This window comes from Halosimplex aquaticum, from assembly GCF_028747785.1.
Taxonomy (GTDB): domain Archaea; phylum Halobacteriota; class Halobacteria; order Halobacteriales; family Haloarculaceae; genus Halosimplex; species Halosimplex aquaticum.
Map to the genome: position 1 here is coordinate 1,548,816 of NZ_CP118158.1, position 18,618 is coordinate 1,567,433.

General features: G+C 69.8%; 17 protein-coding genes. 9 read left to right on the forward strand and 8 right to left on the reverse strand.

Annotated elements, in window-relative coordinates:
• The first annotated feature begins 68 nt into the window (after window positions 1-68).
• The 3 genes from PSC72_RS07745 to PSC72_RS07755 all read left to right on the forward strand — a co-directional run bounded on the left by PSC72_RS07745 (window position 69) and on the right by PSC72_RS07755 (window position 2,606).
• Window positions 69-1,133, forward strand: coding sequence for an aminotransferase class I/II-fold pyridoxal phosphate-dependent enzyme (locus PSC72_RS07745; RefSeq protein ID WP_274325312.1), 1,065 nt, complete (start codon window positions 69-71; stop codon window positions 1,131-1,133).
• Window positions 1,120-1,851 (forward strand): adenosylcobinamide amidohydrolase, encoded by a 732-nt coding sequence (locus tag PSC72_RS07750; protein ID WP_274325313.1) that lies wholly within the window; start codon window positions 1,120-1,122, stop codon window positions 1,849-1,851. The genes PSC72_RS07745 and PSC72_RS07750 overlap by 14 nt, the downstream gene beginning before the upstream one ends.
• 77 nt (window positions 1,852-1,928) lie before the next feature.
• On the forward strand, window positions 1,929-2,606 hold the full coding sequence (locus tag PSC72_RS07755; RefSeq protein ID WP_274325314.1) for a cob(I)yrinic acid a,c-diamide adenosyltransferase: 678 nt from the start codon (window positions 1,929-1,931) through the stop codon (window positions 2,604-2,606).
• A 7-nt stretch (window positions 2,607-2,613) separates the two neighbouring features.
• Here the strand turns inward: PSC72_RS07755 and PSC72_RS07760 are convergent, their stop codons facing one another.
• The 5 genes from PSC72_RS07760 to PSC72_RS07780 all read right to left on the reverse strand — a co-directional run bounded on the left by PSC72_RS07760 (window position 2,614) and on the right by PSC72_RS07780 (window position 9,479).
• A complete protein-coding gene (locus PSC72_RS07760; RefSeq protein ID WP_274325315.1) occupies window positions 2,614-3,378 on the reverse strand; it encodes a proteasome assembly chaperone family protein in 765 nt (254 codons plus the stop codon).
• Window positions 3,379-3,441: 63 nt separating this feature from the next.
• Entirely contained in the window at window positions 3,442-5,148 is a 1,707-nt protein-coding gene (locus PSC72_RS07765; protein ID WP_274325316.1) for a hypothetical protein, read from the reverse strand.
• Window positions 5,145-5,993, reverse strand: coding sequence for an ABC transporter ATP-binding protein (locus tag PSC72_RS07770; RefSeq protein WP_274325317.1), 849 nt, complete (start codon window positions 5,991-5,993; stop codon window positions 5,145-5,147). The genes PSC72_RS07765 and PSC72_RS07770 overlap by 4 nt, the downstream gene beginning before the upstream one ends.
• A 17-nt stretch (window positions 5,994-6,010) precedes the next feature.
• Window positions 6,011-6,856, reverse strand: a complete 846-nt coding sequence (locus PSC72_RS07775) for a class I SAM-dependent methyltransferase (RefSeq protein WP_274325318.1) — start codon at window positions 6,854-6,856, stop codon at window positions 6,011-6,013.
• A gap of 175 nt (window positions 6,857-7,031) precedes the next feature.
• The gene (locus PSC72_RS07780; protein WP_274325319.1) at window positions 7,032-9,479 is read right to left on the reverse strand and encodes a PAS domain-containing sensor histidine kinase; all 2,448 of its coding nucleotides are present in this window, start codon (window positions 9,477-9,479) and stop codon (window positions 7,032-7,034) included.
• Window positions 9,480-9,789: 310 nt separating this feature from the next.
• On the opposite strand from PSC72_RS07780, the gene PSC72_RS07785 reads away from it, so the two are divergent.
• From PSC72_RS07785 to PSC72_RS07795, 3 genes are all read left to right on the forward strand, one after another.
• The gene (locus PSC72_RS07785) at window positions 9,790-10,656 is read left to right on the forward strand and encodes a manganese catalase family protein (protein WP_274325320.1); all 867 of its coding nucleotides are present in this window, start codon (window positions 9,790-9,792) and stop codon (window positions 10,654-10,656) included.
• A gap of 208 nt (window positions 10,657-10,864) precedes the next feature.
• A complete protein-coding gene (locus tag PSC72_RS07790; protein WP_274325321.1) occupies window positions 10,865-12,475 on the forward strand; it encodes a cobyric acid synthase in 1,611 nt (536 codons plus the stop codon).
• Window positions 12,476-12,752: 277 nt separating this feature from the next.
• Window positions 12,753-14,066 (forward strand): MFS transporter, encoded by a 1,314-nt coding sequence (locus tag PSC72_RS07795; protein ID WP_274325323.1) that lies wholly within the window; start codon window positions 12,753-12,755, stop codon window positions 14,064-14,066.
• A gap of 104 nt (window positions 14,067-14,170) precedes the next feature.
• On the opposite strand, the gene PSC72_RS07800 is transcribed toward PSC72_RS07795, so the two are convergent.
• The gene (locus PSC72_RS07800) at window positions 14,171-14,446 is read right to left on the reverse strand and encodes a PKD domain-containing protein (RefSeq protein ID WP_274325324.1); all 276 of its coding nucleotides are present in this window, start codon (window positions 14,444-14,446) and stop codon (window positions 14,171-14,173) included.
• 223 nt (window positions 14,447-14,669) lie between these two features.
• Window positions 14,670-15,485 carry a TrmB family transcriptional regulator gene (locus PSC72_RS07805; RefSeq protein ID WP_274325325.1) on the reverse strand — a complete coding sequence of 272 codons (816 nt, stop codon included), beginning with the start codon at window positions 15,483-15,485 and terminating at the stop codon, window positions 14,670-14,672.
• 441 nt (window positions 15,486-15,926) lie between these two features.
• Here PSC72_RS07805 and PSC72_RS07810 point away from each other — a divergent pair, with 441 nt between their 5' ends.
• Together PSC72_RS07810 and PSC72_RS07815 are read left to right on the forward strand one after the other, a co-directional pair.
• A complete protein-coding gene (locus tag PSC72_RS07810; RefSeq protein ID WP_274325326.1) occupies window positions 15,927-16,655 on the forward strand; it encodes a TrmB family transcriptional regulator in 729 nt (242 codons plus the stop codon).
• A gap of 191 nt (window positions 16,656-16,846) precedes the next feature.
• Window positions 16,847-17,131 (forward strand): HalOD1 output domain-containing protein, encoded by a 285-nt coding sequence (locus PSC72_RS07815; RefSeq protein ID WP_274325327.1) that lies wholly within the window; start codon window positions 16,847-16,849, stop codon window positions 17,129-17,131.
• 42 nt (window positions 17,132-17,173) lie between these two features.
• Here PSC72_RS07815 and PSC72_RS07820 read toward each other — a convergent pair whose 3' ends face one another.
• On the reverse strand, window positions 17,174-17,527 hold the full coding sequence (locus PSC72_RS07820) for a DUF7344 domain-containing protein (protein WP_274325328.1): 354 nt from the start codon (window positions 17,525-17,527) through the stop codon (window positions 17,174-17,176).
• A 202-nt stretch (window positions 17,528-17,729) separates the two neighbouring features.
• Here PSC72_RS07820 and PSC72_RS07825 point away from each other — a divergent pair, with 202 nt between their 5' ends.
• The gene (locus tag PSC72_RS07825) at window positions 17,730-18,509 is read left to right on the forward strand and encodes a nucleotide-binding protein (protein WP_274325329.1); all 780 of its coding nucleotides are present in this window, start codon (window positions 17,730-17,732) and stop codon (window positions 18,507-18,509) included.
• Window positions 18,510-18,618 lie beyond the last annotated feature (109 nt).

Genomic DNA, 18,618 nt, shown 5'->3' on the forward strand with positions numbered 1-18,618 from the left:
GCGGGCCGACGCGACCGACGCGAGGCCCGGAGAGACAGATTCTTGCCGGCGCTGGCCGACCACGGACCATGGACAGGGAGGCCGTCGCGCGACTCGCGGGCGACGACGTGACCCACGGGAGCAGCGACGACCCCGACGTGCTGGACTTCAGCGCGAACGTGAACCCGGAGATTCCCGCGGGCGCTGCGGACGCGTACGCCGACGCGCTCGACGGCGCGCGCTCGTACCCGCCCGAGGATTACCCCGACTTCCGCGCGGCCGCCGCCGAGTACGTGGGCGGCGGTCCGCAGTCCGTCGACGCCGCCGACGTGATCCCGACCGCGGGCGGCCTCGCGGCCATTCGACTGGCCGTCGCGGTCACCGTCGACCCGGGCGACCGGGCGCTCGTGCCCGCGCCGAGTTTCGGCGAGTACGCCCGCGAGGTAAAACTCCAGGGCGGCGAGCCCGTCGTCGTCTCCCACGAGGCGATTCTCGGCCGCGATCCGAGCGAGTTCGCGCTCGCGGTCGTCTGCAACCCGAACAACCCGACGGGCGACGCCTACGCGGAGGACGCACTCCGGGCCTTCGCCGAGCGCTGTCGCGCGGCGGGCACGCCGCTGCTCGTCGACGAGGCGTTCCTGGGGTTCACCGACCGCCAGTCGCTGGCGGGCACGGAGGGCGTCGTCGTCGCGCGCTCGCTGACGAAACTGTTCGGGCTGCCGGGGTTGCGCGCCGGGTTCGCCGTCGCGACGGGCGACCTCCGCGACCGTATCGAGACGGCGTCGCTCACGTGGGGGCTGGGCTGGCCGGCCGCCGCGGTCGGGGCGCACTGTCTCGCCGCCGACGAGTTCGCCGCCGCGACGCGCGAGCGGGTGGCGAGCGAGCGCGAGCGCCTGCGTGCGGCCTTCGACGCGGACGACCGCTTCGAGGTGTTCCAGTCAGCAGCGCCGCTGGAGCGCTCGACCGCGCCGTTCCTCTTGCTCGACTGCGGCACCTTCGAACAGGTCGACGAAGTGCTGAGGTCGGCCCGCGAGGCGGGCATCGCGATCCGGGACGCCCGCTCGTTCCGCGGGCTGGACTCGCACGTCCGCGTCGCGGTGCGATTGCCAGACGAGCACGACCGACTGCTGGAGTCGCTGGATGTTCGAGAGTGAGATTTCGGCGGGCGTGCTGTGCGCGCGCCGGCCGGGGACGCGCTGGCTGACGACGGGGTTTTCGGGCGGCTACGAGACCGCCGACGCCGCGTACAACGTCACCGTCCCCGAAGGGTTCGACCGGACGGACCTCGCTGAGTACGTCGCCGAGCGCCGGGAGCGCGCGGGGTTCGACGCTCCAGGGCCGGCGATGCTGACCGGCGTCGAGCAGCGTCACGCCCGCCGCGCGCGGCTGGACGGGGTCGAAGTCGTCGCGACCGCGGGCGTCTCGAATCCCGCGTCGCTCCCGATGGATGGCGGGGATTCGGAGCGGCAGGCGGCGTTCGAATCCGACTCCGGCGACGGCCCGCCGCGGCCGGGGACGGTGAACCTCGTCGTGGGGACGACGCGGGCGCTGGACGACGGCGCGCTCGCGACGCTGCTGGCGACGGCAGTCGAGGCGAAGACCGCGACGATGCTGGCCGAGACGGGATTCACCGGCACGACCTCGGACGCGGTGGTCGTCGGCTGTGACCCGTCGGGCGAACGGGCGGCGTTCGCCGGGAGCGCGACGCCCGTGGGCCGAGCGGCGCGGGTCTGCGTCCGGGACGCGGTCCGGGCGAGTCTCGCCGCGCGGTACGCCGGTGCGGACGGGGATGCCGTCCCCGACACCGTCGAGGGGGCCGACTACGGCGTCGTCTCCGCGGGCGAGGCGACGGTTTCGCGCGTCGACGAGTAGCGGGCCGCCGACGGTCCGCGGGAAGTTCCGGCCGGCGTGTCGAAGCGGCTACGGTCCCGGAGGTCGTCGGTCGGGGCATGACTGACGATGGCGCCGACGACGCGACCCAGCCCGGCGACGACCCGCTCGAACCGCGGCCGATCGAACCGGCCGCACCGGAGGAGTTCGGCCTCGTGCAGGTCTGGTGGGGCGACGGCAAGGGCAAGACGACCGCCGCGATGGGGATGGGCATGCGCGCCGCGGGTCACGGCTACCGCGTCCACATGCTCCAGTTCATGAAGGGCGGGACCGGTACCGTCGAAGACGTCCGCGGCGAGTACAACGCCGTCCACGCCCTGCCGGGCTTCTCCTACGAGAACAGCGGCCACTACGGCTGGCACCGCTTCCACGACGGCACAGACGACGACGAGCACGCCGCCCGCGCGAAGGGGGGCCTCGAACGGGCGCGTGAGCTGATCGAGGCGGCCGGCGAGGCGGATCTGTCGACGCCCTTCGACGCCGACGCGCCCGCCGACGAGGGGGTCCACATGCTGATCCTCGACGAGATCGGCTACGCGGGCAACCGCGGTCTGGTCGACCCCGACGAGGTGCGCGAACTGATCGAATCGAAGCCCGACGACCTGGAACTCGTCTTGACCGGCGGCCACGAGCGACCGGAGTTCGTGACCGACATCGCGGACCTGGTGACCGAGGTCGGCAAGGAGGCCCACCCCATCGAGACCGGTCACAGCGCCCGGAAGGGAACCGAGTTCTGAGGCGGCGCTATTGGAACATGCTCGGCTCGTCGTCCTCGGGCGGCGGGCGCTCGAACCCTTCCTGGGCGTCGATGCGCTGCATCTGCCGGGCCATCTCGTCCATCTCCGCGATGAGTGCGTCCTCCCTCGCTTCGAGTGCGCGCGTGTCGAACGCCGCGTCGACGACCGACTCGATCCCGTGCCGGAGGAGCGCGGTCGCGGCCGCGGGGTCGGGGCGGTACGGCTCGACGCGGACGACGAGCGCGACCGTGGGCACGCCCTCCCGAGCGCACGCGTCGACGATGGCACCGGTCGGACCGCCGATAGCGCCGACGCCGGGCGCCGGCGGGACGTCCGCGTCGTGGAGCGTCTGACCGAGCGAATCCGTCGTGGTGACGGCGGTGACCCGGCCGTGCTCGTCGACCCACTCCGCCGGCGCGCCGATGGGGACGACTACCTGCTCGCAACCGTCGGTCAGGTGTTCGACGACGCCCTCGGCCAGCGCGCCGTGCGAGCGCGGCGGGAACACAAGATCCGCGAGCAGTGCGGTCACGTCCCCGTCGCCGTACACCCGGACGGACTCGCGGAGCCGTCCCTCGGCGTAGGTCGCGACGTGTGGGAACTCCCCGGAGGCGAGGTACCCGCGGTACTCCAGCCCGAGTTCGTCGGTGACGTGTTCGACGGCGATGACGCCGGCCAGTCCGAGTCCGGGCAGCCCGACCAGGACCGTCGAGCCCTCGGTGTCGAGGTCGCCGGCCCCCTCGAAGGTCGCCGCGTCGGCTCTGTGTGCCATACGATCACAGACGAACTCCGGGGCCAAGATGGCTCCGCGCGCAACGGCCGGGTGGCCCCGGCCTCACGCGATGGTGTACCGATCGAACGAGCGGACGGCGTAGCGGTAGGAGAGTGCGGGGAGCAACACCAGGACCACCAGCGCGACGGCGCTGATCGCGAACAGGGTGTCCGCCGAGACCGAGAGGCCGAACGGGAGCACGATCGAGAGCAGGTCCGCGCCGACGGTGCGAGCGACCTCCAGGCCGACGAACAGGGCCGAGAGCGTCGTCAGGACGACGTGGACGCTGAAGAGGAGGAACGCCCACGGGCTGGGGACGACGGCCTCCATCGAGCGGGTGACGTTCGTGGCCTCGAAGCGAGGGAAGGCCATCCCGATACCGACCGAGAGGGCCGCGGCGACGACCATCGAGACCGGCGCGAGGCCGGTGAGGATGGCGGCCGACCGAGCGTCGAGCGGGCTGAGGACGGCCGTGACCGCGACGAGGGCGGTCCCGACGGGGACGACGACGAGCAGGCCGGCGAGGACGTGCGCGCCGACGAAGCGGTGGCCGGTCACCTCGCTCAGCAGCGTCGTCGCCAGCACCGACCCCTGGTCGCCCAGCGGGTTGAGCGTGAAGACGACGCCGCCGGCCCAGGCGAGGAACACGAGCAACCCGTAGGGGAGGTAGACCGGGATCTGTCCGGTCTGGAGGATCTCGACGAACGCGCCCGTCCCGAAGAACAGCGGGTAGGCGGCGTACATGAGCTTTAGCGGGGCGCGGGCGGCCCGGCGCCACGCGAGGGTGATCAGCGCCGCGGTCGGCCGGTCGACGGCGGCTTCGAGCCAGCGGGCGAGCCTGTCTTCGGAGGTCGACGGGGGCGTCTCTCCCGCGCCCGCGCTCGTCGCGGCCTCCGTCGGCGCGGGTTCGTCGTCCTCCTCGCCGGCGAGGGCGGGGTCGGCGAACCAGTGGCGACGGGCCACCCACGTCCCGGCGGCGACGGCCGCGCCCGCGAGGACGACCGAGCCGACGGCGGCGACGGCCGCTCTGGTCGCGTCGAACGCGACGCCGGGGAGGCCGTAAATCGCGAGGTCGGCGTACCAGCCGACTGGGGAGGCCGCCATCGGCTCGAACAGCGCGCCGACGATCTGGTTGAACGAGCCCGAGACGATGGCGGCCATGTAGACCACGAAGGCCAGCGCGATCAGCCCGGTCTTGTGCCGCGCCACGAACGGGAAGCGCGTGACGACGTGGCGGACGCCGAGCCCGACCGCGAAGGAGGTCGTCACCGCGGTGGTGCCGGCGAGCGCGACCGCGAGCGGGACGCCCAGCACGGGCCAGACGGCGTTCGCGCCGAGCGCCAGCCCGACGCCGACGCCGACCGCTGGCAGCAGCGTCCACAGCAGCAGATAGACGTACTCGCTGGCGACGAGGCCGAGGTACGCCTCGTCAGTGGGGACGACCGTCAGGATCCCCTCGGCGTTGGTGAGGGTGCCGCGCTGTCCCACCGCGCGGACGGCGAAGACGACGGCGAGGAGGACCCAGATGACGCCGGCGAAGCCCCGCACCGCGACGGCGGTCGCCGACGGGAGGAACTCGATCGACCCCGTGACGAGCGCCCGGCCGACGGCGCGCCCGCCCCAGACGCCCCCAGCGGTCAGCGCCAGCGTCAGCAGGGCGTACAGCCCGACCGAGACGACCGAGGACAGCCGGTTGTCCGGCGCGGTGCGCTTGCGGACCATCCGCCGGACGTCGATCCTGGTGAGACGGGTGCTGTGTGCGAGGTTCATCGCTGTGCGTCCGCCTCGCTCGTGTCGCTCCCCGTCGGGCCGCTCGTTCCCGCGGCGCTCGACTCGCCCGCCGCCGCGCTCGCCTCGCCGGCGTGGTCGGTCGTCACTTCGAGGAAGACGTCCTCCAGCGAGCCGGCCTCGCCGCGCTCGGCGCGCTGTTTGAGCCGGTCGGGCGGCCCCTCGGCGACGAGGTCGCCCCGGTGGAGCACGCCGACGGTGTCGGCCAGTTCGTCGACGACCGGGAGGATGTGCGTCGAGAGGAAGACCGTCGTCTCGCCGCCCGAGAGTTCGGCGATGAGGTCCTTGACCGTGCGAGCCGCGCGGGGGTCCAGCCCGCTCGTCGGTTCGTCGAGGAACAGCACCGGCGGGTCGTGGAGCACGGTCGCGATCAGGCCGACCTTCTTGCGCATCCCGGTCGAGAAGCCTTCGAGCCGGCGGTCGGCCTCGCCGGCGAGCGAGAAGCGGTCGAGGTAGCGGTCGATGCGTTCGCGGGCCCGCTCGCGCGGCAGGTCGTGGAGCGCGGCGACGTGGCGAAGCTGCTCGCGGGCGGTCAGCTCGTCGAACAGCGGCGGCTCCTCGGGGAGGTAGCCCACGACCGAGATCAGTTCGCGCCGGTCGGTCACGTCGACGCCCATCACCCGCGCCGAGCCGCTTGTCGGCCGCGTCAGCGTCGTCAGCATGCGCATCGTCGTCGTCTTCCCGGAGCCGTTCGGGCCGAGGAAGCCGTACACGTCGCCCCGGGGGATCGACAGGTCGAGGCCGTCGACGGCGAGCACGTCGCCGAAGCGCTTCGTCAGGTCGGTCGTCTCGATGGCCGGCCCGTCGAGACGGTCGTCGGGAACCATACAGTCGTTTCACGCGTCTAACGCTTAGTTGATCGGGAGGGGACCGTGCGCGCTCCGCCGAGCAGATCGGCGCGCAGACAGAGCGACCGGGGAGGGCGACGTGCCAGCGGCGAGTCCTCGTCGATCAGGTCGTCGTCTAGTCGTTCGGTGAGGTCGGGTTCTCGCAGGTCCCGCAGCGCGAAGCCCGCGTCGAACAGCGGACCGGTCAGCGCGTCGAGCGGCCGCCGGTAGAAGGTCGTCGGGGTCGCTCCCGCCTGTTCCCCGTCGTTGTCGGGTTCCTCCGCCGGCCCGCTACCGCCCCAGTAGATCTCGTAGCGCTCGGTCTCGCCGTAGGTCGGCGGGTGCGTCTCGACGCGGACGGCCGGGCGGGCGTCGAGGCCGTCGATGGTCCGCGTGTCGGGATACTCCTCGTCGCGGACGACGAGGAACTCGTGGAAGGGATGGTGCGTCGAGCAGACGAGCGAGCCGCCGGGTCGGAGGACGCGGGCGAACGCGGCCGCCGCAGCATCGAGGTCGGGGACGTGCGAGAGGACGTGCTGGCAGACCACGAGGTCGACGCCGTCGTCGTCGACGGCGTCGAGTCCGTCGGTGAGGTCCCCGTAGTGGAACTCCGCGCGGTCGCCGTGTCGCTCTCGCGCCGTCTCGACCATTCCCTCGCTCGCGTCGACGCCGAGGACGTCCGCGCCGCGGTCGGCCACCCGCGCGGCGTAGTGGCCGTCCCCACAGCCCGCGTCGAGGGCGCGCACACCGTCGAGGTCGGGCAGCAGTTCGTCGAGCACGGGCCAGAGCACCTGCTCGCGCCAGGGGACCTGCGCGTACTCGCTCCAGTCGTCGGCCAGGGCGTCGTAGAACTCGTCTGACATGCCGGGTCTCCACTGGTTCCTGGCGGCAACGAACCGTAAGTGAATCGACTGTTCGGTTGGGTCGCGCACTATCGGCGCGGGCGCCGTCGACGACCGGCCGCGTCGCCAGGGGCGCTCGGCGACCAGGCAGGCGCGACGACGGTCGGCCGGATCGGGGTGCGAGGGCCCCGTCGTTTCACTCCGTGGCGTCCTCTACCGCCGGAAGCGTACACGTAACCGTGGTCCCCTCGCCGGGTTCGGAGTCGAGCCAGATGTCGCCGCCGTGGCGCTCGACGATCCGCTCACACAGCGCGAGGCCGATCCCGGTCCCGTCGTAGTCGCCCTGGCTGTGGAGGCTCTGGAACACTTCGAAGACCCGGTCGGCGTCCTCGGGGTCGACGCCGATGCCCTCGTCGCTGACCGAGACCTCCCACCAGTCGCCGGCTCGCTCGGCCGAGACGTGGACCCGCGGCGGGCCGTCGCCGCTGTACTCGATGGCGTTGTCGAGCAGGTTCTGGAACAGCTGGCGCAACTGGCCGCCGTCGCCGTGGACGGTCGGCAACTCCGCCACCGTGACGTCGGCGTCGCTCTCCGCGACCTTCACCTGGAGGTCCGAGCGGACGTCTACGAGGACGTCGTCGAGGTCGACCGGTTCGAAGGGGTCGCCGCGGGTGTCGACCCGCGAGTACTGGAGCAGCCCCTGGATCATGTCGCGCATCCGGTCGGCGCCGTCGACGGCGAACTCGATGAACTCGCGGCCGTCCTCGTCGAGCTGGTCGCCGTACCGGTCGTCGACGAGCCGGAGGTAGCTCGACACCATCCGCAGCGGCTCCTGCAGGTCGTGGGAGGCGGCGTAGGCGAACTGCTGGAGGCGCTCGTTGGACTCCTTGAGCCTGCTCTCGTAGGTCTTGCGCTCGGTGATGTCGCGGGCCACGCCGACCACTCGCCTCGAGCCGTCGCCGTCCTGTACGGGGTGGCCGGGCGCTTCGATCCACCGCACGTCCCCGTCCCGGAGGATCCGGATCTCCTCGCGTTTCGGCTCGCCCGTTTCGAGGGTCCGCTCGATGCTCTCTCGGGCCTGCTGTCTGTCCTCCGGGTGGATCACCTCGACGAAGTCGTCCCAGTCCTCGACAGTGGTCCCGTAGAGCGACTCCGCCGAGGGGTAGAACGACGCTCGGTCCTCGTCGACGTTCCAGTCCCAGACGACCGCGTCGGTGGCGTTGAGGGCGAACTCCATCCGGTCGCGGATGCGCCGGAGTTCCCGCTCGCGCTCTTTGCGCCCGGTGACGTCCTGGATCGCTCCGCGGAGCACGACGGTCTCCCCGTCCTCGACCTCGGGGTCGCCCTTGACGTGGACCCAGCGTACATCGCCGTCGCTCGTCGTGAACCGGACCTCGACGTCGAACGGTTCGCCGGCGTCCAGCGCCTCCTCGACCGCGTGTTCGACGATCGGCCGGTCGTCTTCGTGGTAGACGCCCAGGGCTTCGTCCAGCGACGGTTCCTCGTCGTACGGCACGTCCAGTATCTCGAAGAGGTGATCCGTCCAGAACACCGACCTCGTGTCCGTGTCGATCTCCCAGCCGCCGACGTTCGCGATGCGCTCGGCCTTCTCCAGCAGTTCGCGCGTCCGGTCGAGCTCGGCCTCGCGCCGCTTCCGGTCGGTTATGTCGCGGAAGTACACCGAGAGCCCGGACTCGGAGGGGTAGACCCGGACCATCTCCCAGATCCCCATCGAGTCGGAGTACCGCTCGAAACTCGTCGGTTCCTGGGACTCCATCGCCGCCTCGAACTTCTGGAAGAGCGGTTCCGTCTCGTCGGCGCCGAACACCTCCCAGGGTTGGCGCCCGAGCAGTTCCCCCGCCGATTTGCCGAGATAGCTCTCGGCGCGTTCGTTGACGTACTCGTATCTGAACTCGTCGTCGAGGGCGTAGAACGCGTCGTCGATCCGCTCGAAGATGTCGTCGAGTTCCCGCTCCAGTTCGTCGCGCTGCCGTTCGAGTCGCTCGGCCTGCTCCTCTAGCTGCTGTTCGTACTCGCGCCGCTCGGTCATGTCGCGGGTGACCTTCGTGAATCCCTGGATGGCGCCCTCGTCGTCGCGGCTCGCGGTGATCGTGACGTTCGCCCAGAACCGCGAGCCGTCACTGCGGACCCGCCACCCCTCGTCTTCGACTCGGCCCTCGGCCGCGGCGACTTCGAGATTCCGGTCCGGCACGCCGTTGGCCACGTCGCCGTCGGTGTAGAACGTCGAGAAGTGCTGGCCGACGATCTCCTCCTCCGAGTAGCCCTTGATCCGCTCGGCCCCCTGGTTCCAGCTCGCGACCGTCCCGTCCGGGTCGAGCAGGAAGATCGCGTAGTCTTTGACGGCGCTCACGAAGTCGCGGAACTGCTTTTCGTCGGGTTGCGCGTCGTCTGCGAACGACCCCTCTGGGGCCCACCAGACGCGCGTCGACTCGCCGCTCCGCTTCGTCTGTATCTCTCCCCGATCGGCGAGTTCCTCCAGATAGCGGCGTGCCGCTTCGGGCGGGCACTCCAGCGCTTCGGCGACTTCCTCGGTGAAGAACGGGGTCGACGACCCACCCTGTTCGATGAAGAACCCCCGGATATCGTCTCTCGTGACGTCTCGTGTCGGTCCAGGGGATGCCATTGGCACCAAATTTAGTCGGCCGCGTATAAGAACTTGGTCGTGGCGGCACACCCGGTCGTCCTCCCAGCGGAGACGCGCACTGCGGGAGACGGACCCTGCGCGGCGCTGAAACGCTCGGACCGCGTGCGGGTCCGTGTCGGCAGTGCGCTCCGCTCGCCAGCGCGTTTTCCGTTCGCGTGACTAACTGTTCGGAACGCGGCCACCAAAGGTGACAATGTGGCTGTAGTTCGTCCGCGAGTACAGCTAATGTTGGGGAAACCCGAAAGACGGTTTTTGGACGTTGGAGGCGACAACGAGAACGGAGAGACCGATGTTCTACCACGACAACGAACTACAGTACGAGGTCGAAGTCGAGGAACCGGACCCGCAGTTCGCCAAGATGCTCCAGGAGGGGATCGGCGGCATCGAGGGGGAGATGCGCGTCGCCCTGCAGTACATGTTCCAGGCGTTCGGGACGCCGAAGAGCAAAGCGAAGTACCGGAACATGCTGATGTCGACGGCGATGGAGGAGTTCGGCCACATCGAGATGTACGCAACCGCGATCTCGAAGAACCTCGAGGGAGCGCCCCAGAGCATCATCGACGAGATCGCGGACGGCAACCCCCTCATCTCGATGATGATGGAGAGCGGACAGCCCCGGCAGGCGCTCAGCGCCGGGCTCCACGGGCTGGCGACCGACGCCAACGGCGTGCCGTTCAACGGGAACTACGTCATCGCCAGCGGCAACCTCGCCGCCGACATGTACGCCAACATCGCCGCCGAGGCCACGGGCCGGCTCCTGGCGACTCGACTGTACGAGATGACGGACGACGAGGGAATGAAAGACATGCTCGCCTACCTCATCGCCCGCGACACGATGCACCAGAACCAGTGGCACGCGGTCCTCGAAGAACTGGGCGAGACCCTGCCCGTGCCCGCCAGCTTCCCGCAGGAGAAGGAGCACGAGGAGTACAGTTACCAGTTCATGTCCACGTTCCGCGAGCAGCGCGAAGACCCCCAGGAGCGCTGGACGCAGGGGACGTCGATCGACGGCGAGGGCGAGTTCTCCTACGGCTTCCAGCCCGGCGGCGGGACGGCCATCGTCGAAGAGGTGATCGAGGAGATGCACAACGAGGCCACCAAAGCCGGCGGGGCGAACGACGACGAGAGCATCGACGACCAGTCCGAGAGCAGCTGAGCGGCGGATCCCGGCCACCGCGTCGACGGACCACACCTCCGTTTCGCGCCGGTTGTCCGCTCGTTCTCTGCCGTTCTCCGCCCTCCCGCGCGACCGATAGCCGAACTGATCGACCGTCCGGCGCTCGCCACTCGGCGTCCGGCGTCCGCCGGCGACCGGCGAACATGGAAAGACACGAGACGGTGGCGCACGGACGTGTGGGCAGTCGATGGCACGGACGATCCTCGTCGCGGGCACGGCCAGCCACGTCGGCAAGAGCACCGTCGCCGCCGGGCTCTGTCGCCTGCTGGCCGACCGGGGCGTCGACGCGGCGCCGTTCAAGGCCCAGAACATGAGCAACAACGCCCGCGCGGTGCCGACGGCGGAAGCCGCCGCCGGCAGCGACGAACCCGCCGACGCCGGGACCGGAGACGGGGAGACTACCGCCGCCTTCGGGGAGATCGGCGTCTCGCAGTACGTTCAGGCGCGCGCCGCGCGCGTCGCGCCGACGACCGACCACAACCCGGTCCTGCTCAAGCCCCGCGGCGACGCCGAGTCCCAGCTGGTCCTCGACGGCGAGGCGGTCGCCCACTACGGCGCCGGCGAGTACTACGACGACCACTGGGAGCGCGCCCGCGAGACGGCCCGCCGCGCCCACGAGCGACTCGCCGCCGACCACGAGGTGATCGTCGCGGAAGGCGCGGGTTCGATCGCCGAGCCGAACCTCCGCGAGCGCGACCTGGCCAACGTCGAGACGGCCCGCTTCGCCGACGCCGCCGTCCTGCTCGTGGTCGACATCGAGCGCGGGGGCGCGTTCGCCAGCCTCGTCGGCACCGTGCAACTCCTCCCCGACGACGTGCGCGAGCGGGTCGCCGGCGCCGTCCTCACGAAGTTCCGCGGCGACGAGTCGCTGCTCGACCCGGCCGTCGCGGAGGTCGAGGAGCGGACCGGCGTCCCGATCCTGGGCGTGCTCCCCCACGACGACCCCGGGCTGCCGGCCGAGGACAGCGTCGACCTCCCCGCCGCGGACGAGCGCTCGGTTCGCGGCGCCGACGACGGCATCCCCGCCGACCGAGCGGTGACCGTCGCCGTCCCGCGCCTGCCGCGAATCTCCAACTTCACCGACCTGGAACCGCTGGCCCGCGAACCCGGCGTCCGCGTCGTCTACCTCCCGCTCGACGCCGATCTCGCCGACCCAGCCGTGGTCGGCACGGACACCGGCCGCGGCGCGGACGCCGTCGTCCTCCCGGGCACGAAAAACACCGTCGACGACCTGCGGGCGCTCCGGGAGGCGGGGTTCGACGAGCGACTGCGGGCGTTCGACGGCCCGGTCGTCGGCCTCTGCGGCGGGTACCAGCTGCTCGGCGAACGGATCGCGAACGCCGGCGTCGAGAGCACCGACGACGTCGATGCCGTCGAAGGTATCGGGCTCTTGCCCGTCGAAACGCGCTTCTCGCCGGACAAACGGGTCGAGCGGGTGACCCGCCGGCTGGACGGGACCGGACCGCTCGCCGGCGCCGACGGCGCGGTCTCGGGCTACGAGATCCACATGGGCGAGACGCGCCTCCTCGCAGATGCGGACGTCACCCGACCGTTCCCGGACGCCGACGGGGGCGCCGCGACCGATCGGGTTCTGGGGACCTATCTCCACGGGCTGTTCGAGAACGAGGTCGCGCGGGAGGCGTTCGTCGCGACGGCGTTCGCGGGCGCCGGCGTCGAGCGGCCGACAGCCGGGGCCATCCCGGAATCCCCCTACGACCGGGCGGCCGACCTCGTCGCCGGGATCTGCGACGACGCGTTCGCGGAGGCGCTCGGGCTCGACTCGCTGACCAGCGAGTGATCGGACGGTTGTCGCCCGGGGTGAGTACCGACTGGTCACCGATGTTCGGGGCGAGCACCGACCGAGCGGTGCGTGTTCCGGGCTCTGCGAGCGACGGGGGCTCCGCGATCCCTGACCCAGGCCCGGGCGGTCCCTCGCTGTGACCTCGCGGTACGGGGGTTGAGAATGTACAACTCACACCTCTATTTGTTGCCGAATGTGGTGTGAATTGGTTTTTAGGTGCGAGTATTGCAAACAAGGTCGGAACGAAGTCTACGGGCGACCGATCCTCTGACACATGACCGAGAGTCGAATACGCGGGAGCCCGCGCCGCGGGCTGGCGTCGGCGACCCTGGGATTCTTCGTCGGGTTCGCCGGCGTCGTGGTGTACGGCCCGGTCGCCAGCGAGTTCGAGTCGGCGATGGACCTCTCCGGGCTTGCGCTCGGCCTGCTCGTCGGCGCGCCGCAGCTGACCGGGTCGCTCCTGCGCGTCCCGTTCGGCGCGTGGGTCGACGACGTGGGGGCGAAGCAGCCGTTCCTGGTTCTCCTGGGGCTGTCGATACTCGGGATGGCAGGCCTGTCGGCGCTCCTCCTGACCGCCTACCCGGAGGGGCTGACGGCGGGGCTGTACCCGCTGGTGTTCCTGTTCGGGGCGCTGAGCGGCTGCGGCATCGCGACGTTCTCCGTCGGGACGACCCAGACCTCCTACTGGTACCCGACCGCGAGACAGGGGACGGTGCTGGCGGCGTACGCCGGGCTGGGCAACAGCTCGCCGGGGCTGTTCACGCTCGTGCTCCCCATCGCCCTGGCGGCGCTGGGGCTCACGACCGCCTACCTCGCGTGGTTCGCGTTCCTCGTCGTCGGGACGATAGTCTACGCGTTCCTGGCGGTCGACCCGCCGTCGTTCCAGTTGCGCGACCGGGGGATGGACGCCGACGCGGCGCGGGAGCGCGCGGCCGACCACGGGCAGGAGCTGTTCCCGGGCGGGGACGCCGCCGCGTCGATCCGCGACGCGGCCGCCATCCCGCGGACGTGGGCGCTCGTAGCGCTGTTTTTCACGTCGTTCGGCGGCTTCCTCGCGCTGACCGTGTGGCTCCCCTCCTACTGGACGGCGGTCCACGGCGTGGGCGTGCAGTCGGCGGGGGCGCTGACGGCCGTCGCGTTCACGCTGCCGGCGGCGCTGATCCGGCTCCCCGGAGGCTATCTCAGCGACCGCGTCGGCGGCGAGATCACGGCGGTCGCGAGCTTCGTCGCCGTCGGCGCGGCGGCCGTCGCCCTCGTGGGAACTCGGGGGTACACCGTCGCGCTGGCGTCGACGCTCCTGCTCGCCGCGGGCGTCGGCGTCGCCAACGCGGCGGTGTTCCAGCTCGTCCCCGCGTACGTCCCGGAGGCCGTCGGCGGCGCCTCGGGGCTGGTCGGCGGGCTCGGCGCGTTCGGCGGGTTCGTCATCCCGCCGGCGCTCGGCGTCTTCGTCGACCTGCACGGTCCATCCGGGTACGCCACCGGTTTCGTCGTCTTCGTCGCGCTCGCGCTGGGGTCGGTCGCGCTCGCCGAGCGACTGTACCGCGTCCGCCCGACGGTCGCCCCGGACACCGCGCCGGCGGGCGACTGAGCGGTCGCTCCCGGTCGACGGAATCCGGTCGCGGCAGAAGAGGAGCGGTCGGGTGACCGTCCCGACAGCCCGTGGCAAGCGATCGTCTGCGCGTCGTTATCGGCCTACTCGACGGTGATCTCGACCTCGTGGGTGGTCGAGTGGTCGGTGTTGTCGGTCGCGGTGAGCGCGACGGTGTAGGCGCCGGCGGAGCCGTAACTGTGGGACGCCCACCAGCCCTCGGCCGTCTCGCCGTCGGCGGCAGCCGCGGTGCCCGTCAGTCCGCCGAGCGCGAGACCCGCGGCCCCGACGCCCGTGGCGTGCAACACCCCACGTCTGGTCGCTGTGCGACCGATTGGTTCCACTCCACTGTCCGACCCGTCACCCTGATCAGACGTCATGCGACCTCCCCCAAGAGAGCCACCACCGTAATACCCCGACCGTCTGAAACGTCGCGATCGGCTCCCGTCTCTCGATTTCATACTGTGAAACTCCTATCCGGAGCGATAGACCGCGGCAGTCTACGGAGTGTTCGGCGGCGATATCGAGCGGCGAAGCCGCGAGAACGGAGGGCGGCGACGTCCCAGTGGCGACTTCGGCTCGGAACCGGTGTCGGTCGCGCAGTCAGTCGATCCCGGGGTCTTCGACGGGCAGCAGGCCCGTCGCCATCAGTCGGCGGGCGATGGTGACGAAGCCGTTGTCGAACCCGCGGCCGAACACGGCCTGTTCGTCGACGTCCGCGCCGGGGGCGTCGTGTGCCGTACTCACGAGGATCGTCGACCGGTCGACGAGCATGATACGCGTGATCTCGGTGTCGTCTTCCTCCGACCTGTGGAGCCACTCCAGTCCGGAGACGAACACCTCGGCGTCCGGGACGGCGTTCTCGACGCGGTCGCGCAACGCCTCGGAGACCGTCCCGACGACGAGCGTGACCCCGCGTCGCTGGGCGGCCGCGAGCGCCTCCAGCAGCGACTCCGTGGTGACGGCGTCGTTGCCGAGGACGATGACGATCTCCCGCTCGGCCTCGCCGAGCAGCTGTTTCGCCCGGTTCCCGGCCGCTGTTCGCCCGGTCAGCGCCCACACTTCGTGGGTGGAGTCCGGCTCCGAGTCGGCGGACGCGGGCTCGATCGCCCGCAGTCGCTCGCGGAGCGTCTCCGTCTTGGACTCGTACTCGGCGCGCAGCGTCTCGGCGGCCTCGTCGATCCCGACGGCGCGGAACTGCTGGGGGTTCGCGTGCTGGATCTCGACGAGCCCCTTCGTCTCTAACACGCGGACGGCGTCGTAGACGCGGGTCCGGGGCACCTCCGAGATGTCGCTTATCTCCTTGGCCGTCGCGTGCGGCAACCGCGTGAGCGCGACGAACGCCTTCGCCTCGTACTCCTTCAGCCCGAGCCCTTGTAGCAATTCTATCGCCTGTTCCGTGTTCGAAATATCGTCCATAGGGTCCCAACCTCAGATTCCGGTCTCCCGGTCACTGACATGGGTGTAACTGCCCCACGTGAATACGCCTTCCCCTTGAGCACTCACGGCGGAACCGGCCCGATCCGCGGCCCGAGCGGCGGAATCGACCGATATCAGCCGTGATAGCCGACGATACCGCTGGCTCTCCGCTATCGATCGGGCGCCCTCGCTCGCTCTCGTCGGCCCCGGTCGGACGACATCGGACGGCGGATTCACTCACATTATCACAACACGAATATATGCCCCTATGCCGTACGGTTCGATGGCACGCGGAACCAGTAGGGTCCCAACCACGCTGTCACCGCGTGTCCCCCCCACCCTTCCGGTGGGGTTCGAAGCCGCGGTCACGACGATACAATGTCTCACGATGCCTCCGAGTCGGCCCGCTCCGTTGCGATCGAATAGCTGCGAGAACTCGGTTTGAGTACCTACGCCGCGCGGACCTTCGTGGCGCTGGTGAGCCTCGGCGGCGCCACCGCACAGGAGGTGAGCGATGCCGCCGACGTGCCCAGGACGCGGGTCTACGACGCGGTGGCGGAGCTACAGGAGCGCGGGCTGGTCGACGAGCGCCAGTCGACGCCCAAGCGGTTCTGGCCGGTCTCCGGCGAGACCAGCGGCCGGCACTTCGAGCGCTACTACCGCCACCGGGTCGGGCGACTGACCGACGCGCTCGACAACATCGAACCGGCCCCGCGAGCCGACAAGCAGCGCGGGGTCTGGACGGTCACCGGCCGGGAGACGGTCACCGAGCGGCTGATCGAGTTCGTCGACGACGCCGAGGAGGAGGTCGTCTTCATGACCGTCGAAGACCTGCTCACCGACGAGCTGGTCGAGCGCCTGGCCGCCGCGAGCGAGCGCGGCGTCGCGATCAAACTCGCCGGCCTCTCCAACAGCGTCCAGGACGGCCTCCGCGAGTGCGTCCCCGGCGTCGAACTGTTCGAGTCCATCTGGGTCTGGTCGGAGACGCCCGGGGGACGGCTCCTCATGGTCGACCAGGAGCGGACGCTGGTGAGCGTCCTCGTCGAGAACGGCGGCGGCCCGCGGGATCCGCGCGACGAGACGGCGATCTGGGGGTCCGGGGCGACCAACAGCCTGGTCGTCGTCCTGCGCGCGATGTTCACGTGGCAACTCGACGGAACCCGCGAGTAGGGCATGCCCCGTCGGATTCTCTGCCCGCACTTTCACCCGGTCGAAGTGCTCGATCACGGCTCGCGGCGTCTGTCACTCAGATGTTCACACAACCAATATCCGTGAGAAGCACAACGGTGTGAGTATCCGAGCGATCCCGTCCGCCTGCGCGGGACCCGGATCTCGCGGGCCGCGGCGACGGCGCCGGACTTATGACCGATTTCAACCAGCACTCGGACGGGAAGTGGACCGTCCGACACGACACGGAGCGAAGTATCGAGCCGAGCGTGGCCGTCGTCGAAGCCGTCGCCGCAGTGACCGGCACCGAACCGACGCTGCTCCCCCCGTTGACGGACAGCGTCGACGGCGACGCGTTGAACGCGATCCTGCGCACGGCGGGATCGTCGGTCGGACTGTCGTTCACCTACGCGGGTGTCGACGTCTGCGTCGAGGCGACCGGCGAGATCTTCGTTCGACCGGTCTCCGACGGGGACTGAGTGCGGCAGGAGGTCGTGCCGGCGACAGTCGCGCTGACGTCCCTATTCGAGCTCTGCGGCGACGAACAAGAGGAGTTTCTCGACGCGCTCGTCGCGACAACAGCGAACGGTACCGGTCCGGGAGTCGAACGCGAGGGCGCCCGTGTCGGCCAGTTTCGGCAGGTGGGCGTGCCGTAACTGGATACAGATCCTCTCGAGATCGTCCGAGAAGGACCGCTGGCCGTCGCTGGCGCGCAGTTCGTCGGCCAGTTGATCGACGCCGATCACGTCCACCTCGTTTTCGTGCAAATGCCTCAGGAGGTCGCGGCGCCGCGAATCGGCGACGGCCTCTAGCAAGTCGTCTGTCGTAACGGCCGATTTTTTCGATTGCATAAGTTGCCTCATCGCGTTCCGCATCCGATCGCCCGGAAAGCAACAGGATGTGAATTTTTGTCAGCGGCACTGAAGACATTGGTGTTAACGCAGATCCTCACACTATCGATCCACTCTGCCTTTAGTCGTATGGCCCCCTTGACTGTTACCTCCCGGACGGAACGCCGATCCGACGACCTGTCGCTGACACGAACGTTTTTACGGGAGGGGGAACCACCGCGACGTAATGGTCGAGGCGTTCGCGGTCGCTAGCGGGAAAGGGGGGACCGGCAAGACCACCAGCACGCTCGCGCTCGGGATGGCACTGGCCGAGGAGTACGACGTGACGGTCGTCGACGCGGACATGGGGATGGCGAACCTGCTCTTCCACGCCGACCTCTCCGCGGTCGAGACGACGCTGCACGACGTGCTCGTCGAGGGCGGCGCGCCCGTCGAGGAGGCCGTCTACGAGCGCCACGGCATGTCGGTCGTCCCCTGCGGGACGAGCCTGGCCGACTTCGAGGCGGCCGATCCCAGTCGCCTCCGCGACGTAGTCGCCACGCTCGCCGCCGACACCGACGTCATCCTGCTGGATTCGGCGGCCACGCTGTCGAGTCGCGCGGCCGTCCTCCCGGTCGTCCTCGCCGACCGAGTCGTCGTCGTGCTCGAACCCACCATCCCCGCGCTCTCGGACGGCCTGAAGGTCCAGGAGTACGCCGGCTCCTACGGCACCGAGACGGCCGGCATCCTCTTCAACAAGGTGACGACAGATTCGGATATGGACCAACTTCGGGAACGAGCAGAACGGTACTTCGATGGTCCTGTTCTTGGGAGTATTCCAGAGAGTGTTGCCGTTCGGAATGCGAGTGAAACAGGTGATCCACTGCTTACCTCAGCACCTAAATCATCGGCCGCTACTACATTTAGAGACGTAGCGGCGGCGCTTTCCATCCAGGATCACGATCCCGGTGCCCTGGCCCAAAGAACGGTAAGCGCTATTCAACCCGATCTGTCCTTTGATGCATAATTGTTACATTCACGCGTGCGCGCGAAAAACAACGGATAAGTGATTGAATGTTCAATAGAGTGGAAGTAGCGATCATTCATTGTCTGTGGTCTGTCTTGTAATAATCCGG

Coding starts and splice junctions, on each gene's coding strand:
- PSC72_RS07745 (WP_274325312.1), top strand. CDS start 69: ATGGACAGGGAGGCCGTCGCGCGACTCGCGGGCGACGACGTGACCCAC.
- PSC72_RS07750 (WP_274325313.1), top strand. CDS start 1,120: ATGTTCGAGAGTGAGATTTCGGCGGGCGTGCTGTGCGCGCGCCGGCCG.
- PSC72_RS07755 (WP_274325314.1), top strand. CDS start 1,929: ATGACTGACGATGGCGCCGACGACGCGACCCAGCCCGGCGACGACCCG.
- PSC72_RS07760 (WP_274325315.1), bottom strand. CDS start 3,378: ATGGCACACAGAGCCGACGCGGCGACCTTCGAGGGGGCCGGCGACCTC.
- PSC72_RS07765 (WP_274325316.1), bottom strand. CDS start 5,148: ATGAACCTCGCACACAGCACCCGTCTCACCAGGATCGACGTCCGGCGG.
- PSC72_RS07770 (WP_274325317.1), bottom strand. CDS start 5,993: ATGGTTCCCGACGACCGTCTCGACGGGCCGGCCATCGAGACGACCGAC.
- PSC72_RS07775 (WP_274325318.1), bottom strand. CDS start 6,856: ATGTCAGACGAGTTCTACGACGCCCTGGCCGACGACTGGAGCGAGTAC.
- PSC72_RS07780 (WP_274325319.1), bottom strand. CDS start 9,479: ATGGCATCCCCTGGACCGACACGAGACGTCACGAGAGACGATATCCGG.
- PSC72_RS07785 (WP_274325320.1), top strand. CDS start 9,790: ATGTTCTACCACGACAACGAACTACAGTACGAGGTCGAAGTCGAGGAA.
- PSC72_RS07790 (WP_274325321.1), top strand. CDS start 10,865: ATGGCACGGACGATCCTCGTCGCGGGCACGGCCAGCCACGTCGGCAAG.
- PSC72_RS07795 (WP_274325323.1), top strand. CDS start 12,753: ATGACCGAGAGTCGAATACGCGGGAGCCCGCGCCGCGGGCTGGCGTCG.
- PSC72_RS07800 (WP_274325324.1), bottom strand. CDS start 14,446: ATGACGTCTGATCAGGGTGACGGGTCGGACAGTGGAGTGGAACCAATC.
- PSC72_RS07805 (WP_274325325.1), bottom strand. CDS start 15,485: ATGGACGATATTTCGAACACGGAACAGGCGATAGAATTGCTACAAGGG.
- PSC72_RS07815 (WP_274325327.1), top strand. CDS start 16,847: ATGACCGATTTCAACCAGCACTCGGACGGGAAGTGGACCGTCCGACAC.
- PSC72_RS07820 (WP_274325328.1), bottom strand. CDS start 17,527: ATGCGGAACGCGATGAGGCAACTTATGCAATCGAAAAAATCGGCCGTT.
- PSC72_RS07825 (WP_274325329.1), top strand. CDS start 17,730: ATGGTCGAGGCGTTCGCGGTCGCTAGCGGGAAAGGGGGGACCGGCAAG.